The organism is Bradyrhizobium sp. 147, assembly GCF_023073935.1.
GTDB lineage: Bacteria > Pseudomonadota > Alphaproteobacteria > Rhizobiales > Xanthobacteraceae > Bradyrhizobium.
Genome location: NZ_JADPKL010000141.1, coordinates 98,967 through 118,369 on the forward strand (window position 1 = coordinate 98,967; position 19,403 = coordinate 118,369).

The 19,403-nt window shown below is 64.3% G+C and carries 16 protein-coding genes and 2 tRNA genes; 9 read left to right on the forward strand and 9 right to left on the reverse strand.

Features of this window, described 5'->3' with window-relative positions:
• The first annotated feature begins 1 nt into the window (after position 1).
• Together IVA87_RS33810 and IVA87_RS33815 are read left to right on the forward strand one after the other, a co-directional pair.
• A complete protein-coding gene (locus tag IVA87_RS33810; protein ID WP_247337430.1) occupies positions 2-328 on the forward strand; it encodes a type II toxin-antitoxin system RelE/ParE family toxin in 327 nt (108 codons plus the stop codon).
• Position 329: 1 nt separating this feature from the next.
• On the forward strand, positions 330-617 hold the full coding sequence (locus IVA87_RS33815; protein WP_247299530.1) for an addiction module antidote protein: 288 nt from the start codon (positions 330-332) through the stop codon (positions 615-617).
• A gap of 12 nt (positions 618-629) precedes the next feature.
• On the opposite strand, the gene IVA87_RS33820 is transcribed toward IVA87_RS33815, so the two are convergent.
• A complete protein-coding gene (locus IVA87_RS33820) occupies positions 630-1,931 on the reverse strand; it encodes a multicopper oxidase domain-containing protein (RefSeq protein ID WP_247337376.1) in 1,302 nt (433 codons plus the stop codon).
• A gap of 153 nt (positions 1,932-2,084) precedes the next feature.
• Here IVA87_RS33820 and IVA87_RS33825 point away from each other — a divergent pair.
• The 3 genes from IVA87_RS33825 (at position 2,085) to IVA87_RS33835 (ending at position 4,629) form a co-directional block, all read left to right on the forward strand.
• Positions 2,085-2,169: transfer RNA gene (locus tag IVA87_RS33825), tRNA-Leu, on the forward strand.
• A gap of 173 nt (positions 2,170-2,342) precedes the next feature.
• Entirely contained in the window at positions 2,343-3,704 is a 1,362-nt protein-coding gene (gene tig / locus IVA87_RS33830; protein ID WP_247337378.1) for a trigger factor, read from the forward strand.
• 289 nt (positions 3,705-3,993) lie between these two features.
• A complete protein-coding gene (locus IVA87_RS33835) occupies positions 3,994-4,629 on the forward strand; it encodes an ATP-dependent Clp protease proteolytic subunit (protein WP_247299524.1) in 636 nt (211 codons plus the stop codon).
• Between the two features lie 57 nt (positions 4,630-4,686).
• Here IVA87_RS33835 and IVA87_RS33840 read toward each other — a convergent pair whose 3' ends face one another.
• A complete protein-coding gene (locus tag IVA87_RS33840; RefSeq protein ID WP_247299522.1) occupies positions 4,687-4,890 on the reverse strand; it encodes a hypothetical protein in 204 nt (67 codons plus the stop codon).
• Between the two features lie 178 nt (positions 4,891-5,068).
• On the opposite strand from IVA87_RS33840, the gene clpX reads away from it, so the two are divergent.
• The 3 genes from clpX to IVA87_RS33855 all read left to right on the forward strand — a co-directional run bounded on the left by clpX (position 5,069) and on the right by IVA87_RS33855 (position 9,561).
• Entirely contained in the window at positions 5,069-6,340 is a 1,272-nt protein-coding gene (gene clpX / locus IVA87_RS33845; protein ID WP_008547851.1) for an ATP-dependent Clp protease ATP-binding subunit ClpX, read from the forward strand.
• 323 nt (positions 6,341-6,663) lie between these two features.
• A complete protein-coding gene (lon, locus tag IVA87_RS33850; protein WP_247277118.1) occupies positions 6,664-9,087 on the forward strand; it encodes an endopeptidase La in 2,424 nt (807 codons plus the stop codon).
• Positions 9,088-9,156: 69 nt separating this feature from the next.
• A complete protein-coding gene (locus tag IVA87_RS33855) occupies positions 9,157-9,561 on the forward strand; it encodes a GFA family protein (protein WP_247299521.1) in 405 nt (134 codons plus the stop codon).
• Between the two features lie 126 nt (positions 9,562-9,687).
• Here IVA87_RS33855 and IVA87_RS33860 read toward each other — a convergent pair.
• The 3 genes from IVA87_RS33860 to IVA87_RS33870 form a co-directional block, all read right to left on the reverse strand.
• Positions 9,688-9,764 (reverse strand) — tRNA-Val (locus IVA87_RS33860).
• 220 nt (positions 9,765-9,984) lie between these two features.
• Positions 9,985-10,341 carry a hypothetical protein gene (locus IVA87_RS33865; RefSeq protein WP_247337380.1) on the reverse strand — a complete coding sequence of 119 codons (357 nt, stop codon included), beginning with the start codon at positions 10,339-10,341 and terminating at the stop codon, positions 9,985-9,987.
• A gap of 151 nt (positions 10,342-10,492) precedes the next feature.
• Positions 10,493-11,122, reverse strand: a complete 630-nt coding sequence (locus IVA87_RS33870; protein ID WP_247300236.1) for a hypothetical protein — start codon at positions 11,120-11,122, stop codon at positions 10,493-10,495.
• A gap of 787 nt (positions 11,123-11,909) precedes the next feature.
• Between IVA87_RS33870 and IVA87_RS33875 the strand changes: the two genes are divergently transcribed.
• Positions 11,910-12,770 carry a methyltransferase domain-containing protein gene (locus IVA87_RS33875; protein WP_247337382.1) on the forward strand — a complete coding sequence of 287 codons (861 nt, stop codon included), beginning with the start codon at positions 11,910-11,912 and terminating at the stop codon, positions 12,768-12,770.
• A 152-nt stretch (positions 12,771-12,922) separates the two neighbouring features.
• On the opposite strand, the gene IVA87_RS33880 is transcribed toward IVA87_RS33875, so the two are convergent.
• From IVA87_RS33880 to ihpA, 4 genes are read right to left on the reverse strand one after another with little or no spacing between them, the layout of a single operon-like run.
• Positions 12,923-13,906, reverse strand: coding sequence for a cation diffusion facilitator family transporter (locus tag IVA87_RS33880; RefSeq protein ID WP_247294647.1), 984 nt, complete (start codon positions 13,904-13,906; stop codon positions 12,923-12,925).
• 2 nt (positions 13,907-13,908) lie between these two features.
• Positions 13,909-17,127 (reverse strand): CusA/CzcA family heavy metal efflux RND transporter, encoded by a 3,219-nt coding sequence (locus IVA87_RS33885; RefSeq protein WP_247294649.1) that lies wholly within the window; start codon positions 17,125-17,127, stop codon positions 13,909-13,911.
• Entirely contained in the window at positions 17,120-18,097 is a 978-nt protein-coding gene (ihpB, locus tag IVA87_RS33890; RefSeq protein WP_247294651.1) for a divalent metal ion exporter adaptor subunit IhpB, read from the reverse strand. Before ihpB ends, IVA87_RS33885 begins: the two co-directional genes overlap by 8 nt.
• Positions 18,094-19,368 carry a divalent metal ion exporter subunit IhpA gene (gene ihpA / locus IVA87_RS33895; protein WP_247337384.1) on the reverse strand — a complete coding sequence of 425 codons (1,275 nt, stop codon included), beginning with the start codon at positions 19,366-19,368 and terminating at the stop codon, positions 18,094-18,096. Before ihpA ends, ihpB begins: the two co-directional genes overlap by 4 nt.
• Positions 19,369-19,403: the final 35 nt, after the last annotated feature.

Here is a 19,403-nt window from a genome sequence, read left to right on the forward strand (position 1 = left end):
TGTGCAAAAGAATGTAGTCTATAAACTACAAGCGGTTGACCTCAAGCAGACTGAGACCTTTCGGAAGTGGCGATCGCGTCTCAGGGACGAGCGTGCCAGAGCGGTGATTGCGTCGCGATTGGATCGGCTGGCTCAAGGGCATGCCGGCGATGTCGAGCCGGTGGGCGATGGCGTGAGCGAACTGCGTATCCATTACGGCCCCGGCTATCGCATCTATTTTCAAAAGCGGGGCAACACAATCATCGTTCTGCTGTGCGGCGGCGACAAGAGCACGCAGGCGAAGGACATCAAGGCGGCCAAGCGCCTCGCCGAGATGTGGAGCGAATGAGATGGGCGAGAAGCTGACGACTTATGATCCGGCGGAGGACCTTCAGTCCGACGAGGCGATTGCCGTCTTCATGGAAGAGGCGTTCAAGACGGAGGACGTAGCCTATATTGCCCACGCGCTTGGCGTCGTCGCCCGTGCCAAAGGCATGACGCAGATCGCCAAGGAGACGGGCCTTTCTCGTGAGCAACTCTATCGCTCGTTCAGCGCCAACGGCAATCCGACGCTGAAGACGACTATCGCGGTGATGAAGGCCCTTGGGATCGAGCTTACGGCCAAGCCGCACGCCTAATTGGCGGGGCGCTCACTCCACCGCGTACCAGCGCACCAGGCGCGGGGCGGCCCAGTCGGTCAGAACGGATTCGAGCAGCCATCGTCCGGGTGAGGTCGCCGCGAACGCGATGCGCTGGGTCTGGCGGGGCTCGATCGCGAGCGTGTCGAGCCAGTAGGGCTTCCAGCCGTCGTCAAGTTTGTCGAGCAGGCGGAAGGGGTGGCCGTGCAGGTGGAAAACGGTGGTGATCGGGGCGGCGTTCTGCAGGACCAGCACGACGGTGCGGCCGGTCTTGGCGCGGAAGGCGGGGGCGGAAGCGGTGGAAAAGTTTGCCGGCCGCGCCCAGCCGGAATCGGCTGCGCCCAGCGCGACATCGAACCGCAGGGCGCCTCTCAGATCGAGTTGATCGGGCAGGTCATTGGGAGGGAGAGGTTGCGGCGGCAATAGCGGCGCGCGCTCCAGCCTGCCCGATACCTTGAGGCTGCCTACGCTTCGCGCCTCCTTGCCGTCATGCAGCACGAAAGCGGCCGATGTGGCCGCGTCCACAAACGCGTCGGCCCGCGCACCGGGAGCCAGCACGAGGACGCCATTGCGAGCCGGGAAGGGCTCGGCCGGCTGCCCGTCCAGGGCCATGACCCGGACCTCGTGGCTTTCCAATTTGATCGCCAGAACAGTGCGTTGGGAGCCATTGATAAAGCGCAGCCGCAGCCGCTCATTGGCCGCGGCTGAGAGCTCGAATGAAGTCTGTCCGTTGATCGTATAGAGCGGCGTCCTGTCCTGGGGATCGCGACCGGGGACAAGCGCGGTCCCGTCCGGCCGCAGGCGCCATTCCTCAATCAGCAACACCTCGTCGCGATCGACGGGGACCCGATTTGCCTCCTCGGCGATGATCGGAAGCGGCCGCGCGGGTTGCTTCAGGCCGTCCTCGAAGAGCCGGAAGTCGGCCAGCAGGGTTCCGGCACTAGATATTGAGATGATTGATGTTTCAGTCGCGTCCGGGGCGGTTGGCGCGCGCCCCCGGAGCGGATCGGAAGCGGCCGGGCCGTTCAGGCCGGACCAGACTGGTGCAAGCGGCACAGGCAGCTCGTTCCGGAACACCACCTCGCAGCGGTTGCCGCGCTTGAGACGAACGTTTCCCAGATGGCTTACGGCGGCGAGCTCCCAGATCGGCGTAGGCGGCTGACCCTGCCTCAGCGCCAACGTCGCCGGCCTTGCCTGGAGGGCGAGCTGGGCAGTGACCGGCGGGGTGGCGCCACCGGCGATCAGCCCGGCCGCCGTGGCGCCGAGGCCCGCCAAGACCTCGCGTCGGCTCAGGTCAAAAATCCGCGTTGTCATGGCCGATCCGGACCACGCCGCGCTGGATAAGTCCAGCCGTCATGCCTATTTGATGCCTGCCTCCGACCAGCCATTTTTTTGCTGCGAACAGTCGGGCACATGCTATAAGCCCGGCCGCCCGCGGCATCGCGGCCGGTCTTGATGCGAATTCACGCGGGCGTGGCGGAACTGGTAGACGCGCTGGATTTAGGTTCCAGTGTCGCAAGATGTGGGGGTTCGAGTCCCTCCGCCCGCACCAAGCGCTTTCAGCGTTTGCACGGATTACGAGGCCAGCTTCCTCGCGGATGTTTGTCCGCTTGGAGCCGGCCTGTTGAACCACCGGCGTTGAGGCGTCTGCCTCGCGCCGGATCGATTAATGACAGCGTCCCGACGCATGCGCGCCGGGACCGAACGAGAAGAAGATTGGACGCCATGCAGGTCACAGAGACCCTCTCGGAAGGTTTGAAGCACGAGTTCAAGATCAGCGTCCCTGCGTCTGATCTCGACGCCAAGGCCGATGCCAAGCTCGTCGATCTCAAGGACAAGGTCCGCCTCAACGGCTTCCGTCCCGGCAAGGTGCCGGTCGGTCACCTGAAGAAGGTCTATGGCCGCTCGGTGATGGCCGAGACCATCGACCAGACCATCCGCGACACCAACACCCAGCTGTTCTCCGAGCGCGGCTTCCGCCTTGCGACCGAGCCGAAGATCACCATGCCGACCGAGCAGGCCGAGGTCGAGGAGCTGCTGTCGGGTAAGACTGATCTGACCTACACGGTCGCAATCGAGGTGGTGCCTTCGATCGCGCTCGCCGACTTCAAGACCTTCCAGGTCGAGAAGCCCGTCGCCGAGGTCACCGATTCCGACGTCGACGAGGCGATCAAGCGCATCGCTGATTCCAACCGTACCTATGCTGACAAGGGCGAGGGCGCCAAGGCCGCCTCGGGCGACCGCGTCACCGTCGCCTTCAAGGGCACCATCAACGGCGAAGCCTTCGAGGGCGGCACCGGTGAGGGCATCCAGGTCGTCATCGGCTCCAACACCTTCATCCCCGGCTTCGAGGAGCAGCTGACCGGCATCGGCGCGGGCGAGACGCGCACGCTAAAAGTGTCGTTCCCGAAGAACTACATGAACGACAAGCTCGCCGGCCAGCCCGCCGAGTTCGAGACCACCGCGACGTTGATCGAGGCGCCGCAGGACATCGCGATCGACGACGAGTTCGCCAAGACGCTCGGCCTTGAATCGCTCGACAAGCTGAAGGAAGCCGCGCGCGAGCGTCTCGCCGCCGAGTTCGCGACCGCGACGCGTCAGCGTGTCAAGCGCGCGCTGCTCGACCGCCTCGACGAGGCGCATCGCTTCGAAGCGCCGCCCTCGCTGGTCGACGAGGAGTTCAATCTGATGTGGAACTCGGTCAAGGCCGAGATGGACTCCGCCGGCAAGACCTTCGCCGACGAGAACACCACGGAAGATGCCGCCAAGGAAGAGTACCGCAAGATCGCCGACCGCCGCGTGCGCCTCGGCCTCGTGCTCTCCGAGATCGGCGAGAAGAACAAGATCACCGTGACCGACGACGAGGTCGGCCGCGCGGTGATCGAGCGGGCGCGCCAGATGCCCGGCCGTGAGAAGGAGGTCTGGGACTATTACCGCAACAACGCCCAGGCGCTGGCCCAGCTTCGTGCACCGATCTATGAGGACAAGGTCGTCGATTTCATCCTCGAACTCGCAAACGTGACCGAGAAGAAGGTCTCGCGCGAGGACCTCTACAAGGACGACGAGGCGGAAAAGACCGCTGCCTGAAGGGATTGAGGCAGTCTTCTATTAAGAATGATCAGCGAAGAGGCCAAGCTAGCCAGATGGCCGGCTGGGCCTCTTTGTGCGAATCAGCTTCAACTACCCGAGGGATTAAGCCTTAATGCGCTCCGCACTTGTCAGGCGCGAATTGGGCTATATCTGTCGGTACGCCCTGTACCAATGTTCTACCTCTGCCAAGTTCCTGCATCACAGGACGTCCATCCGCCTTCCGGCAAATCCAGCCAAACTGGCAGCCAAGCCTGGCGATGTCCGTCTCCGAAACCCTAGGTGACTCATGCGCGATCCGGTTGAAACCTACATGAACCTCGTGCCTATGGTGGTCGAGCAGACCAACCGTGGCGAGCGCGCCTACGACATTTTCTCGCGCCTGCTGAAGGAGCGCATCATCTTCGTGACCGGCCCGGTCGAGGACGGGATGTCGACGTTGATCGTCGCGCAGTTGTTGTTCCTCGAGGCTGAAAATCCGAAGAAGGAAATCTCGATGTACATCAACTCGCCGGGCGGCGTGGTGACGTCGGGGCTTGCCATCTACGACACCATGCAGTTCATCCGCCCGCCGGTCTCGACGCTGTGCACGGGCCAGGCGGCTTCGATGGGCTCGCTGCTGCTTGCCGCCGGCGAGAAGGAGATGCGCTTCTCGCTGCCGAACGCGCGTATCATGGTTCACCAGCCCTCCGGGGGCTTCCAGGGCCAAGCCACCGACATCATGCTGCACGCCCAGGAAATCCTGAATCTGAAGAAGCGGCTCAACGAGATCTACGTCAAGCACACCGGCCAGACCTACAAGTCGATCGAGGACGCGCTGGAACGCGACAAGTTCCTGACTGCGAACGACGCCAAGGAGTTCGGTCTGGTCGACAGGGTGATCGACAAGCGCGCCGAGGAACCGGCGCCGGCGAAAACCCAATAGCACTACCCGGTGGTTACGGCGATCCCTCGGGATCGCCGGGGACCGTCAGGACGGTGTTCACGTTAAGGGCGCGTTGCAAAACGCCGTCTTGCGTCCTGCGACAGGCAGAAAGTTCCGCTTTCGTGCTTGTTTTTCGTGGTAATCCAGCAACGCCGGAATGATTTCGATCACTTCGCCCGTGCCAAGGCCGGAAATCACGGTATTGTCACGGGTAGCCGGCGAGCCCCGATTAGCGAATTCTTGATAGTCGGGTGACAGCATGGTTGGCTACGATTGATCGGCTAAGATCGCGGAGAATCGAGCGACCGTGATTCGCACGGGATGTAACGCGTAGGGTCTTTTTTGGTACGGAATTTGCTCTACTTAAGCTTCATGCCGGCCATCGTGTCGGAATGGAGCGATCGAGCGGAACGGGATCGAACCGCGGACGGAGACATGAATGAGTAAGGTCGGCACGAGCGACTCCAAGAACACGCTATATTGCTCGTTCTGCGGCAAGAGCCAGCACGAAGTCCGCAAACTGATCGCGGGTCCCACGGTCTTCATCTGCGACGAGTGCGTTGAGCTCTGCATGGACATCATCCGCGAGGAGAACAAATCCTCGCTGGTCAAGTCGCGCGACGGCATTCCGACGCCGAAGGAAATCTGCAAGGTCCTGGACGATTACGTGATCGGCCAGAGCCATGCGAAGAAGGTCCTGTCGGTCGCGGTGCACAACCACTACAAGCGCCTCAACCACCAGACCAAGCACAACGACGTCGAGCTCGCGAAGTCGAACATCCTGCTGATCGGTCCGACCGGCTCGGGCAAGACGCTGCTCGCGCAGACGCTCGCCCGCATCCTCGACGTGCCGTTCACGATGGCGGACGCGACGACGCTGACCGAAGCCGGCTATGTCGGCGAGGACGTCGAGAACATCATCCTGAAACTGCTCCAGGCTGCCGACTACAATGTCGAGCGCGCCCAGCGCGGCATCGTCTACATCGACGAAATCGACAAGATCAGCCGCAAGTCCGACAATCCCTCGATCACGCGCGACGTGTCGGGTGAGGGCGTGCAGCAGGCGCTGCTCAAGATCATGGAAGGCACGGTGGCTTCGGTCCCGCCGCAGGGCGGCCGCAAGCATCCGCAGCAGGAATTCCTGCAGGTGGATACCACCAACATCCTGTTCATCTGCGGCGGCGCCTTCGCCGGTCTCGAAAAGATCATCTCGGCGCGCGGACGGTCGACCTCGATCGGCTTCGGTGCCCAGGTGCTCGCGCCAGAGGATCGCCGGACCGGCGAGATCTTCCGTCACGTCGAGCCTGAGGATCTCCTGAAGTATGGCCTCATCCCCGAGTTCGTCGGTCGTCTGCCGGTCGTGGCGACGCTCGAGGACCTGGACGAGACCTCGCTGAAGAAGATCCTCACCGAGCCGAAGAACGCGCTGGTGAAACAGTACCAACGCCTGTTCGAGATGGAGAACATCGAGCTGACCTTCGCCGACGAGGCGCTTGGCGCGGTCGCGCGCAAGGCGATCGAGCGCAAGACCGGCGCGCGCGGTTTGCGTTCGATCCTCGAGGCGATCCTGCTCGAGACCATGTTCGACCTGCCGGGTCTGGAAGGTGTGGAAGAGGTCGTGATTTCGCGAGAAGTCGTGGAAGGCACGGCGCGTCCGCTCTACATCTACGCAGATCGGTCCGATCGCGCCGTCGAGAATGCCAGCGCCTGATTTCCCGGCGCTGGAACGCTCCAATCGTCTCATCAAGGAGGGCTGCGGAGCTGTATCTCCGCAGCCGGTGTTGCGTCGCTTACCTGCGTGCGTAAGCGCCTGAAGGCGCGCGTTTTTCAATGACTTGACACCCCCCGGGTCGATAGCCACCTAATGTCGGCGGCGAGCGAAAATTCTCTTCTGGATTCGCCTCAGTTCCGATCCGGCAAGCCGGTCCGACTCGCAAAAGGACCGACCGGCTCTGCGGATCACGTCGGCACCTTGTGGCGGTTGCGCATGATCAGCGGGCTGCGTGCAAGGGGGCAAAGCAAAAGGAAAAGGCCATGACTAATCCCAAACCTCGGCCAACCATCGTTCATGGCGAAACGCACGCTTATCCCGTGCTGCCGCTGCGCGATATCGTCGTCTTCCCGCACATGATCGTGCCGCTCTTCGTCGGCCGCGAGAAGTCGATCCGCGCGCTCGAAGAGGTGATGAAGAACGATGCGCTGATCATGCTGGCGACGCAGAAGAACGCGTCCGATGATGATCCGGCGCCCGATGCCATCTACGAGACCGGTACGCTTGCCAGCGTGCTCCAGCTCTTGAAGCTTCCCGACGGCACCGTGAAGGTGCTGGTTGAAGGGCTCGAGCGTGCGCGCGTGCAGAAATACACCGATCGCGCCGACTATTACGAAGCGACCGCCGTCGCGCTCGCCGACACCGACGCGAAGTCGGTCGAGGCGGAGGCGCTGGCGCGCTCGGTCGTGTCCGACTTCGAGAGCTACGTGAAGCTCAACAAGAAGATCTCGGCCGAGGTCGTCGGCGTCGTGCAGGCGATCACCGATTTCGCCAAGCTCGCCGACACCGTCGCCTCGCATCTTGCGGTCAAGATCGCGGACCGCCAGGGCATCCTGGAGACGCTGTCCGTCACCACGCGCCTCGAGAAGGTGCTGGGCCTGATGGAGAGCGAGATCTCCGTGCTCCAGGTCGAGAAGCGCATCCGCTCGCGCGTCAAGCGCCAGATGGAGAAGACCCAGCGCGAGTATTATCTCAACGAGCAGATGAAGGCGATCCAGAAGGAACTCGGCGACGACGACGGTCGCGACGAGCTCGCCGATCTCGAAGAGAAGATCTCCAAGACCAAGCTCTCCAAGGAAGCGCGCGAGAAGGCGCAGCACGAATTGAAGAAGCTGCGCCAGATGTCGCCGATGTCCGCGGAAGCGACCGTCGTGCGCAACTATTTGGATTGGCTGCTGTCGATCCCGTGGAACAAGAAGTCCAAGGTGAAGAAGGATCTGGAAGCGGCGCAAGCCATCCTGGACTCCGATCATTACGGGCTCGAGAAGGTCAAGGAACGCATCGTCGAGTATCTCGCAGTGCAGTCGCGCGCCAACAAGCTGACGGGTCCGATCCTGTGCCTCGTCGGGCCTCCCGGCGTCGGCAAGACCTCGCTCGGCAAGTCGATCGCGAAGGCGACGGGGCGCGAATTCGTGCGCGTCTCGCTTGGCGGCGTGCGCGACGAGGCCGAGATCCGTGGCCACCGCCGCACCTATATCGGCTCGATGCCCGGCAAGATCATCCAGTCGATGCGCAAGGCGAAGTCGTCCAATCCGCTGTTCCTGCTGGACGAGATCGACAAGATGGGCGCCGATTTCCGCGGCGATCCGTCCTCGGCGCTGCTCGAGGTGCTCGACCCCGAGCAGAACGCGACCTTCAACGACCACTATCTCGAGGTCGACTACGATCTGTCCAACGTGATGTTCATCACGACCGCGAATACGCTCAATATTCCGGGCCCGCTGATGGATCGCATGGAGATCATCCGGATCGCGGGCTACACCGAGAACGAGAAGGTCGAGATCGCGCGCAAGCACTTGATCCCGAACGCGGTGTCCAAGCACGGCCTGGACTCCAAGGAGTTCTCGATCGACGACGACGCGCTGCTGCTCTTGATCCGCCGCTATACCCGCGAAGCGGGCGTGCGCAATCTGGAGCGTGAGCTCTCGACACTCGCCCGCAAGGCGGTGAAGGAGCTGATGATCTCCAAGAAGAAGTCGGTCAAGGTCACCGAGAAGACTCTGGAAGAGCTGCTCGGTGTGCCGAAATACCGCTTCGGCGAAATCGAGAGCGAGCCGCAGGTCGGCATCGTCACCGGCCTTGCCTGGACCGACGTCGGCGGCGAGCTGCTGACGATCGAAGGCGTCATGATGCCCGGCAAGGGCAAGATGACGGTCACGGGCAATCTCCGTGATGTCATGAAGGAGTCGATATCGGCGGCGGCATCCTACGTCCGCTCGCGTGCGATCAACTACGGCGTCGAGCCGCCGCTGTTCGACAAGCGCGACATCCACGTGCACGTGCCGGAGGGCGCGACGCCGAAGGATGGTCCGTCCGCGGGTGTCGCCATGGCGACCGCGATCATCTCGGTCATGACCGGCATTCCGGTCCGCCACGATGTCGCGATGACAGGCGAGATCACGCTGCGCGGTCGCGTGCTGCCGATCGGCGGCCTGAAGGAGAAGCTGCTGGCTGCTGCCCGCGGCGGCATCAAGACGGTGCTGATCCCCGAGGACAATGCCAAGGATCTCACGGAGATTTCCGATGCGATCAAGGGCGGCATGGAGATCATCCCGGTTTCTCGCCTCGACGACGTTGTCGCCAAGGCGCTGGTCAAGAAGCCGGTGCCGATTGTCTGGGAAGAGGACACCAAGGTGACGGTGAAGCCGGACGGGGATGAGGCCGCCGGCGGCCTGACCGCCCACTAAGGTTCAGCGAAAGATGATAAAACGGCGCCTTCGGGCGCCGTTTTTGTTTTGGGGCCAGAGGGAGAGGCGATGCAGATCGATGGGCAATGCCATTGCGGCAAGATCAGCTTCGAGGCCGACATCGATCCCGAGGCGGTCTCGGTTTGCCACTGCACTGACTGCCAGGCCCTGACCGGCTCGCCGTTCCGGGTGACGGCCGTCTGTTCCGGAGCGGACGTCCGCCTGACCGGCGGCACGCCCAAAATCTATGGCAAGCGGGGCGACAACGGCCGAATGCGCTTCCAGCATTTCTGCGCCGATTGCGGTTCCCCGCTGTTCACGAGCGGTGAGGGCGACCAGGCCGACGACTGGGGCATCCGCTGGGGCAGCATCCGCCAGCGCAACACTCTTAGGCCGGTCCGGCAGATCTGGTGCCAGTCGGCCGCGGTCTGGATCGATGCGGTGCCAGGGCTGCCGGGGAGACCGAAGGATTGAGCTTGGCGTGTATCGGGAAGTCCGCCTTCGCCTGTCGGGCTCCGGCGTGACAGCCCTCGCCCGCTTCGCGTCAATGATGTTCCGAAGGTGGCTTGCCCAGCCGTAGGTCGCGAAGCGAGCGAAGGCTGGTGGGCGGTCACGGATTCGAACCGCGGACCCTCTCGGTGTAAACGAGATGCTCTAACCAGCTGAGCTAACCGCCCAAGTGCGCCTCTTTAGCGCCCCCGCGGGTGCCGAAGCAAGGGCGCGCCGCCAACTGGCTCCAATTTGCCGCCTGCGGCAGGGTTCGATGCTGGACACGAGCAGCCCTGCAGCAGGCCCGCTGCAGGGCTGCCCTCTTTCGTCGCGCGGATCTCGTCGTCCGGCCGAGGAGGCGGCATCATGCTCGTGGCCGCCGTGCAGCGCCTCAACTCCCGTCTGATGTCAGGCTGTCTTGGTGAACATGGTCAGAACACCGTCGGCGATGTTGATCGCGACGACTTGGGACGAACTCAAGCCTTTGGCCTTGAGCACGGAGGCTGCCTCCGGTGTGTCGTCGATGGACTTCCGAAGCGACTGGATGTCCTGATCGCTGGTGTGCGCCACGAGTTCATCGACTTTCGCGCGCACCGCCGGCTGCAATTCCTTGATGTCCACAACCTGTATGCTCCGGATCACCGTGCTGGATTGAGTCGACGGCTGTTCCTTGCCGGGTTGCGACGATGTGCTCTGTGCCTGCACCAGAGCAGGTGTTCCGAGGGAGAGAGCTGCAACGATGACGGATGCCGTGAAGCTGCGCATGGTCGTGCCTTTTCAGTTTGAGGAACGGCCAACCTATCGAGGAAATCTGGTTGACATCTGATTCCAGTGTGGCCGTTCGTTGAAACCAATGCGGCCGCAATGCGCACAGATCCCGCGCCAGCGTTCCGTTCTCGAGCCCTGCGTTGTGCCGTTACGTCATCGGCCTTGCCGTTTCCTTGACCGCCTGGGCCGTCGTCGCCATACCGGCGGCATAGGCCGCTCCTGCGCCGAGGAGAAGCGAACAGAAGCTTGCAAACATCACGTACGAGAAGTGTTTGCGGGCCTCATCGAGCTGGGCCGGCGTGGCCGGCCGAGTCGTCGCACCGACCGTGTCCCGTCCGGTATTGTTCGACCAATAGGCGACCCGGGCGCTCGCTGTATATGAGGGGCCGACCAGGTTGCTGGCGATGCTGGTCGCGGACGCCGGCATCATCGCTGCCGCAGCCACCACGACGACGGTTGTGACCGCCCAGGCGGCAAGTGCGTGACCGACGCGGCCGAGCCCGGACTGATCCGGCGAGTTGGCTGCCGCAACGGCACCGCCAACAAAAGCGGCGATGATTCCCGACACCGCCCACCACACGAACGCCGCCCAGCCAGCGCCAGCGGGCGCCGTTGAGGCTGTGGGAATGTCGATCGCGAGCAGACCAATGCCCAGACCGAGCATCGTCAGCAAGATCTGGACGACCAACGATGCGAACATGCCAGCCAGCACGGCCGACCATGTCCAGCCAAAAAAGGGATTAGGGATTGCACGTGTCACCATGGTGAGATCCTCCATGAACTTCCACTTTCTGTTCCAACGCGCCCTCAAATCTTCCGTTCCTGAAGCAGGAACTCCCGAGGGCTTCGCGGCTTGGTCTACGTCAAAGCTGGAAAAGGCCGAACACCATGACACTTGGTCGAGGCGCCCTGTTGTGGCTGCTAGGAATTCCGCTCCCGGTCATCCTGCTGCTGGCGCTGTTCTGGCGCTAGCTTGGAGGAACGGCGACTGAGGCGCTGCGTCGATGAAGGCGCCGGCCCACGATTTGCTGTGGCTAGAAACGAGGGGCACCCGCGGCGGAGATGCGCCTCATGACTGAGCTCCTCCTCGACTCGTCGTAAATCCTCCTGATGTAGCCGGTGCTGATCGCCTTGCGCCGTCATCCGTCCGGGATCAGACCGTCTGCCGGACTGTATGTCATCTATCGATGTGCTGCCGCGCCCGCCTGCGCGAACGCCGGCGCGATCGGATTGGCAAGTCCTGGGGCGTGACATCGCCGCGGCGGGCAGCGACGGAGGATTTGACCGCCTCCGGCTGCCATTGGCGAAGCCAGGCGAGCGGGTGGGTCAGGCACCCATATGATCGAGATTGCCCGCAGGCAATCGATGTCGACTGATCGTTCCGACTGCAGGGGTTTTCTCCTGTTCGCTGAGTTCACACAGGGCCGCTTGGCCGCGTCGACTTTGCTTGGCAAAGCGGCATCGAGGCTTGTCCCGCGCGGAAATCGGCCTTGCGGCTGGGATCGGCATGTGGATAAGCGTCTCGGGCCGAGCGCGGACGTTCGGCACCGTCGCGGAGAGGGTTGATGGAACAGTCAAGCGGACACGAGCTCAACGCCGACCAGATCGCCTATTGGAACGGCCCGAGCGGGCAGCGTTGGGCCGATCGTCATGCGTTGCAGGAAAAACTGCTCGGGCCGATCGCGGACGTGCTGATCGACCGTGCCGAGCCAAAGCCGGGCGAGCGCGTGATCGACGTCGGCTGCGGCTCCGGTGCAACGACGGTCGCGCTCGCCAAGGCGGTGGCGCCTGATGGCTTTGCGCTCGGTCTCGACGTCTCCGAGCCGATGCTGTCGCAGGCGCGCGCGTTGGCGCCGAAGGGCCTGCCGCTCGATTTCGTGCTGGCGGATGCCACGGTGCATTCGTTCGAACGGGCGAGCTTCGATCTGCTCGCCTCGCGTTTCGGCGTGATGTTCTTCGCCGATCCCATTGTGTCCTTCACCAATTTGCGGGCAGCGCTGAAGCCGACAGGGCGGCTCGCTTTCGTTTGCTGGCGCGAGCCGAAGGAAAACCCCTGGATGATGGCGCCGCTGATGGCGGTCTACAAGCACGTGCCGAAAATGCCGCCGGTCGGACCGGAAGAGCCGGGCCCGTTCGCCTTCGCCTCCGAAGAGCGCGTGATGCGCATCCTGAAAGGTGCCGGCTTCGTGGACGTTGCATTGCAGCCGCACAATCTGGCGATGGATATCGCGATCGGCGGTGGCCTCGATGCCGCTGTCGACGGCGCGCTCCAGATCGGCCCCGCCAGCCGCGCGCTCCAAGGCCATCCGCCGGAGACGTACGAGGCCGCCAAGGCTTCGATCCGCGACATGCTCGCGCCGTTTCAGGAAGGGCAGTCGGTGACGTTGCAGGGCGCGATCTGGATCGTGACGGCGAAGGCGGCGTAAGCGCGCTACTTCCCGATCGTCATTGCACGCAGCGAAGCAATTCAGGCGGCCTCAGCAGAGACAGTCTGGATTGCTTCGTCGCATCAGCGCAAAATTGCTACGCGATTTTGTCGCGTGCTCCTCGCAACGACGGGTGGATGAGGCGTGAGATCCTACACCACATCGTCCGGCGCCAGGGCGCAGCCGTTGTCAAGATGCGTCTCGACCTGAAGCGTGGTGTGGCCGATGCGGAATGAGGTCTTGAGCAATTGCGCGGTCTCCATCAGGAATGCATCGCCTGTGCTGCCGGCGGGCATGACGAGGTGGCAGGTCAGCGCCGTCTCGGTGGTCGAGATCGGCCAGACGTGGAGATCGTGGATCGCGGAGACGCCCGGCCGCGCCAGCAGGAACGCCCTGATCGCGGCGAGGTCGGTGCTCTTGGGCGCTGCCGCCATGGACATGTCGATGGAGCCGCGCAACAGGCTGGTCGTGCTCCAGAGGATGATGGCGCAGATGACGAGGCTGGTTAAAGGATCGAGCCAGAGCCAGCCGGTCCACATGATCAGCGCCGCCGAGACGACGACGCCGAGCGAGACGGCGGCATCCGCCGCCATGTGCAGATAGGCGCCTTCGATGTTGATATCGTCTTTGCGTCCGCGTGCGAACAGCATGGCGGTAAAACCGTTGATGAGGATGCCGATACCTGCCACCACCATTACGGTCACGCCGGCGACCGGCTCCGGCTCGCGCAAACGCAAAATCGCCTCCCAGCCGATCGCATCGGTTGCGACCAGCAGGAACGCCGCATTCGCTAGCGCGGCCAGGATGGTGGAGGCGCGCAGGCCGTAGGTGAAGCGGCCGCTCGGCGCGCGTCGCGCTGCAATCGACGCACCCCAGGCCACGACCAGGCCGAGCACGTCGGAAAGGTTATGCCCGGCATCCGCGAGCAGGGCGGTGGAGTTGCCGATATAGCCATACACGGCTTCGGCCACGACCAGCGCGATGTTCAGCGAAATGCCGATCGCGAGCGCCTTGCCGAAGCTGGTCGGGGCATGCACATGCGCGTGGCCAAGACCATGAGCATGATCGTGATCATGATCGTGCGGATGGCCGCCATGACCATGATGGTGATGTCCGTGATAGTCGGGGCCGGCCATCTCTAGCGCTCCCCGGACGCTGCCAAATCAGGCGCCATTGTAGGCGCTTCGCGCACCTCGTCACGGCGGAACAGCACGTAGAGCGCCGGCAGCACCAGCAGCGTCAGCACCGTCGAGGAGATGATGCCGCCGATCACCACGGTCGCGAGCGGCCGCTGCACCTCGGCGCCGGCGCCGGTCGCGAGCGCCATGGGCACGAAACCGAGGGAGGCAACGAGGGCCGTCATCAGCACCGGGCGCAGCCGCGTCAGCGCGCCCGCGCGCACGGCATCGACGACGGATCGCCCCTCGCTGCGCAGCCGCTCGATGAAGGCGATGATGACGAGCCCGTTGAGCACGGCGACGCCGGACAGCGCGATGAAGCCGACACCGGCGCTGATCGACAGCGGGATGTCGCGCAGCAGCAGCGCAGCGACGCCGCCGGTCAGCGCCAGCGGCACGCCGGAGAACACCAGTGCCGCATCCGCAGCCGATCCCATCCCCATGAACAGCAGCAGGAACACGAGCAGCAGCGCTACCGGCACCACGATCGTCAGCCGCTTGGTCGCGGAGACCAGTTGCTCGAACTGCCCGCCCCAGCCGATGAAGTAGCCCGGCGGCAGCTTGACCTTCTCAGCCACCGCCGCTTCGGCCTCGGCGACGAAGGAGCCGAGGTCGCGCGCGCGGACATTGGCGGTGACGACGATGCGCCGCTTGCCATTTTCGCGGCTGATCTGGTTGGGGCCGGGCGTCGCATCGACGGTGGCGACCGATGACAGCGGCACATACCGCATCTGGGCGAGGGGAGAGGCGGCCAGCGCGGTTCGCACGGCCGTGCCGGAACTGGCCTCTTCACCGGGCGGCAGCGGGATCGGGATAGCCCTGATCGCCTCGAGATTGCCACGCAGATGCTCCGGCAGGCGCACCACGATGTCGAAACGGCGGTCGCCCTCGAACAGTTTGCCGGCCGACTTGCCGCCCACTGCGATCTCGACGATACCCTGCACCTCACTGATGCTGAGGCCATAGCGGGCGAGCGCCTGGCGGTCGAGCCGGACGGTGAGGATCGGCAGGCCCGCAACCTGTTCGATCTTGACGTCGCTGGCGCCGCGGATGCCGCGGATCGCTGCCTCGACTCGTTTTGCCGTGCCTTGCAGGATGTCGAGGTCATCGCCGAAGATCTTGACGCCGACGTCGCTGCGCACGCCGGAGATCAACTCGTTGACACGGAACTGGATCGGCTGGGAGATCTCATAGGCGCTGCCGGGAATCTCGTTGGCGGCATGGTCGATGGCTTCGATCACCTCCGACTTCGGCTTGTTCGGATCGGGCCATTCGGCGCGCGGCTTCAGCATGACGTAGCCGTCGGTCTGCGCCGGCGACATCGCGTCGGTGGCGATCTCGGCGGTGCCGATACGGGTGAAGAACTCCTTCACCTCCGGAATCTGCTTGATGCGTTTCTCCAACGCCTTCTGAAGCTCAAGTGACTGCGTGAGATTGGTCCCGGGAATCCGGATCGAGGCCAGGGCGACGTCGCCTTCGTCCAGACTCGGAATGAACTCGCCACCCATCCGCGCGGCAGCGATGCCGCTTGCGACCACGATGAGCGCGGTCATGATTGCGACGGCGAGCCGGTTGTCGATGGCAAACCGGAGCAGGGGAAGATAGGCGCGCTTCGCCGCCCGCATGAACAGGTTCTCGTGCTCGGATACCTTTCCGGTGACGAAGATGGCAACCGCCGCCGGCACGAAGGTGATGGAGAACAGCACGGCAGCGCCGAGCGCCATCAGCACGGTCAGCGCCATCGGCGTGAACATCTTGCCTTCGACGCCGGTCAGCGTCAGCACGGGGAGGTACACCACCGCGATGATGAGGGTTCCGAACAGGCTCGGCTTGATCACCTCGCTCGACCCGCGCAGGATCGCACGCAGCCGCTCCGAGGTCGTCAGCAGCCCGCCTTTCTCGCGCTGGGCCGCGGCCAGCATGCGCAAGCAGTTCTCGACGATGATCACCGCGCCGTCGACGATGATGCCGAAGTCGATCGCGCCGAGACTCATCAGGTTGGCGCTGACCTTGGTCTCGACCATGCCGGTAATGGTCATGGCCATGGACAGCGGAATGACGCAGGCGGTGACCAGCGCGGCGCGGATGTTTCCGAGGATCAGGAACAACACGGCCACCACCAGCGCCGCGCCTTCCAGCAGATTGTTCCGGACCGTGCGGATGGTGGCTTCGACCAGATCGGTGCGGTCGTAGACGGTCCGCGTCACGACGCCTTCGGGCAGCGACTTGGCGATGTCCTCGAGGCGGGCTGCGACGCGGCGCGCCACGGTCCGGCTGTTCTCCCCTATCAGCAACATCGCGGTGCCGAGCACGGTTTCCTCGCCGGCCCGCGTCGCCGCGCCTGTGCGCAGATCGCGGCCTTCCGTCACCGTCGCGACATCCCTGATCCTGACGGGATTGCCGCCGCGCGAGCCGATGACGATGTCCTGGATCTCGTTGATATTGCCGACCTGGCCCGGGGAGCGAACCAGGTATTGCTCGCCGTTGCGCTCGATATAGCCGGCGCCCACATTGGCGTTGTTGGCGGCGAGCGCCGTCATGACGTCGCGAAAGCCGAGCCGGTACGCCATTAGCTTGCCGGGGTCCGGCAGCACGTGGAACTGCCGCTCGAACCCGCCGATGGTGTTGACTTCGATCACGCCCGGCACGTTGCGAAGCTGCGGCCGGATGATCCAGTCCTGCACGGTGCGCAGATCAGTCAGCGAATAGTCGTGGCCGCCTTGCGTCTTGGCGCCCGCCTTGACCTCGACGGTATACATGAAGATTTCGCCGAGCCCGGTCGAGACCGGGCCCATCGCGACCTCGACGCCGGCCGGAAGCTGGTCCTTCACCTGCTGGATGCGTTCGCCGACGAGCTGGCGGGCGAAGTAGATGTCGGTGCCGTCCTTGAAGACGACCGTCACCTGGCTCAGGCCATAGCGCGACAGCGAGCGGGTGTAATCCAGCTTCGGCAGGCCGCCCATCGCGGTCTCGACCGGGAAGGTGATGCGCTGCTCGGTCTCCAGTGGCGAATAGCCGGTCGCGCGGGTGTTGATCTGGACCTGGACGTTGGTGATGTCAGGCACGGCGTCGATCGGCAGGTGCTGGAAATTCCAGACGCCGAAGGCGAGGGCGCCGAGCGCCAGGAGCAGAACCAGCCAGCGTTGATGAACTGAGGCGGCGATGAGACGCTCAGTCATGCTCGGCCTCACCCTTGCCCATCTCCGCCTTCACGACGAAGCTGTTCTCCGCGACGTAATGCTCGCCGGCCGTAAGGCCCGCCTTGATCTCGACATGGCGCGGATCGGCATCCCCAAGCTCCACCGGCCGCGCCTCGATCTTGTCGCCGTCCTCGCGGACGAACACGATGGTCCGGTTCTCCAGCGTCTGGATCGCGCTGCGGCGCACCGCGACCGCGACGTTGCGCGCGGCGAGGATCAGCCGCGCCGTGACGAACAGGCCGGGACGCAGGCGCCCGTCCGAATTTGGCAGCACGACGCGGGCCAGCGCGGTCTGGGTTTCGCTCGAGCCGATCGGCGCCATGTAGGAGATCGTGCCCTTGATCTCGCCGCGGCCATCGTCGGGATCGATCAGCACCTCGTCATTGAGGCGGACGCGCCGCAGGTCCTGCCGGTAGATCGACAGGTCGACCCAGATGGTGGAGAGATCGGCGAGGACGAAGGCCGGCTTTTGTTCGGAGGCGTATTCGCCGAGCGAGATCTGGCGCTCGATGATGGTGCCCGCGATCGGTGCTTTCAGCTCGTAGACGGTGAGGCTCTGGTTGCTCTCGATCGCGGCGAGCAGATCGTCCTTGGCGACCTTGTCGCCAATGCGCTTCAGGATCGATTTGGCGATCCCCGGAAAGCGCGGCGTCACCTGCACCACGGCTTCCTGATTGGCGCGCAGGATGCCGTTGAAGGCGAGCGTGTCGGTCAGGGTCGCGCTCGCGGCCTCCGCCAGCACCACGCCGGCGGCGGCGAGCTTGACGTCGGAGATGCGGATGCGCTCGGCGCCGTGCTCGTCCTGCTCGACATGGTCGTTCGGTTTCTCCGGCTTCTTCTCCGCGGCATGCTCGGCTGGCGAGAGCCTGGCCGGCGCGAGCATGGAATAAGCGTAGGCGCCGAGCGCGGCGGCAACGAGGGCGACGACAAGGGTGGAGGACGTCTTCATCGTGCGCTCTCCCGCGCCAGCGTGAAGGGATTGCCGACGAGGCCTTCGATGGTCGCAACGCCTGCATGGAAATTCTGCAGCGCCTCCTGCTCCCGCAGCCGCGCCTGGGCGACGCTCGCTTGGGCGTCCAGCACTTCAAGCAAGGTGAAGCGGCCCTGGCCGTAACCTTGCGAGATCGCCTCGGACGCTTCGAGGGCCTTGGGGATCGCCGTCTCGCGCAGGACCGCGAGCTCGCGCAGTGAGCCCTGGAGCGAGTCATAGGCGCGGCCGGCGATCACGATCAGCATGTTGCGGTTGGCCTCGCGCTCGGCTTTGGTCTTGGCGAGGCTTTCCTGGGCGGAGAGGATGTTGCCCTGGTTCTGGTCGAACACGGGAATCGGCACCGAGACGGTGAAGCGCACGGCATCGTCATTGGTTTCGTTGTAATGGCGCCAGCCGGCTGCGATCCGCACGTCGGGATAGGGCTTGAGCCGTGCCAGCAGCAGCTCGGCATTGCGCTGGGCATAGACGGCGGTCCAGCGCACCAGTTGCGGATTGGCATCGATGGAGGCGACCACCGACTGGAACGTCGGCGGCCGACCGGTGGTGTCGAGCCGGCCGGAGGCCTCGCCGAATTTCGCGGCGGGATCTCCCATCAGCACCGCCAGCTCGCGCCGGGCGCTGGCCAGCGTCGCCTTGAAGCGCTCGCGGTCGGCTTTCACCAGGGCGGAGGCGACTTCGGCGCGGCCGGTCTCGGCCGGCGAGGAGGCACCGGCCTCGACGCGGCGGTGCAGCAGCGGCGTCAGGCGATCGATCGCGGCGATCTGCTCGTCGAGGATCTGGATGCGCCGCTGCGCGCCGAGCACGCTGAGGAAGGCGATCGCGGTCTCGGACAGCAGCTCCAGCCTGACGGCCTTGCGCTGGATCGCGGCGACCTCGATGCCGGCTGCGCCGGCGGCAATCCGCGCTTCCCGTTTGCCGAACAGCTCGAAAGCCTGGCTGATTTGCAGCGTAGTCTCGGCCGACCGCGTCCCGCGATATTTGCCAGAGCCGAGTGAATCGTCCTGCTCATAGGACAGCTCCGGATTGAGCAGCGCGCCCGCCTGGATGCGCTGGCCCGTGGCAATGCCAACGTCGCGCTCAGCTGCCGTCAGGCGCGGGCTCGCCTCCAGCGCGCGCGACAGGGCGCTCCGCATCGTCAAAGTCTGGGCGTAAGCCGGTGCAAGCGCCAATCCGGCGATGAGACATGCCGCCGCGCACGCGAGGCGCGCGGCCATAGCCCTGCAAAACATGAAGCCGACCTGTGAAGGATGAACCTAATGGGCGC

Coding starts and splice junctions, on each gene's coding strand:
- IVA87_RS33815 (WP_247299530.1), top strand. CDS start 330: ATGGGCGAGAAGCTGACGACTTATGATCCGGCGGAGGACCTTCAGTCC.
- IVA87_RS33820 (WP_247337376.1), bottom strand. CDS start 1,931: ATGACAACGCGGATTTTTGACCTGAGCCGACGCGAGGTCTTGGCGGGC.
- tig (WP_247337378.1), top strand. CDS start 2,343: ATGCAGGTCACAGAGACCCTCTCGGAAGGTTTGAAGCACGAGTTCAAG.
- IVA87_RS33835 (WP_247299524.1), top strand. CDS start 3,994: ATGCGCGATCCGGTTGAAACCTACATGAACCTCGTGCCTATGGTGGTC.
- IVA87_RS33840 (WP_247299522.1), bottom strand. CDS start 4,890: ATGCTGTCACCCGACTATCAAGAATTCGCTAATCGGGGCTCGCCGGCT.
- clpX (WP_008547851.1), top strand. CDS start 5,069: ATGAGTAAGGTCGGCACGAGCGACTCCAAGAACACGCTATATTGCTCG.
- lon (WP_247277118.1), top strand. CDS start 6,664: ATGACTAATCCCAAACCTCGGCCAACCATCGTTCATGGCGAAACGCAC.
- IVA87_RS33855 (WP_247299521.1), top strand. CDS start 9,157: ATGCAGATCGATGGGCAATGCCATTGCGGCAAGATCAGCTTCGAGGCC.
- IVA87_RS33865 (WP_247337380.1), bottom strand. CDS start 10,341: ATGCGCAGCTTCACGGCATCCGTCATCGTTGCAGCTCTCTCCCTCGGA.
- IVA87_RS33870 (WP_247300236.1), bottom strand. CDS start 11,122: ATGGAGGATCTCACCATGGTGACACGTGCAATCCCTAATCCCTTTTTT.
- IVA87_RS33875 (WP_247337382.1), top strand. CDS start 11,910: ATGGAACAGTCAAGCGGACACGAGCTCAACGCCGACCAGATCGCCTAT.
- IVA87_RS33880 (WP_247294647.1), bottom strand. CDS start 13,906: ATGGCCGGCCCCGACTATCACGGACATCACCATCATGGTCATGGCGGC.
- IVA87_RS33885 (WP_247294649.1), bottom strand. CDS start 17,127: ATGACTGAGCGTCTCATCGCCGCCTCAGTTCATCAACGCTGGCTGGTT.
- ihpB (WP_247294651.1), bottom strand. CDS start 18,097: ATGAAGACGTCCTCCACCCTTGTCGTCGCCCTCGTTGCCGCCGCGCTC.
- ihpA (WP_247337384.1), bottom strand. CDS start 19,368: ATGTTTTGCAGGGCTATGGCCGCGCGCCTCGCGTGCGCGGCGGCATGT.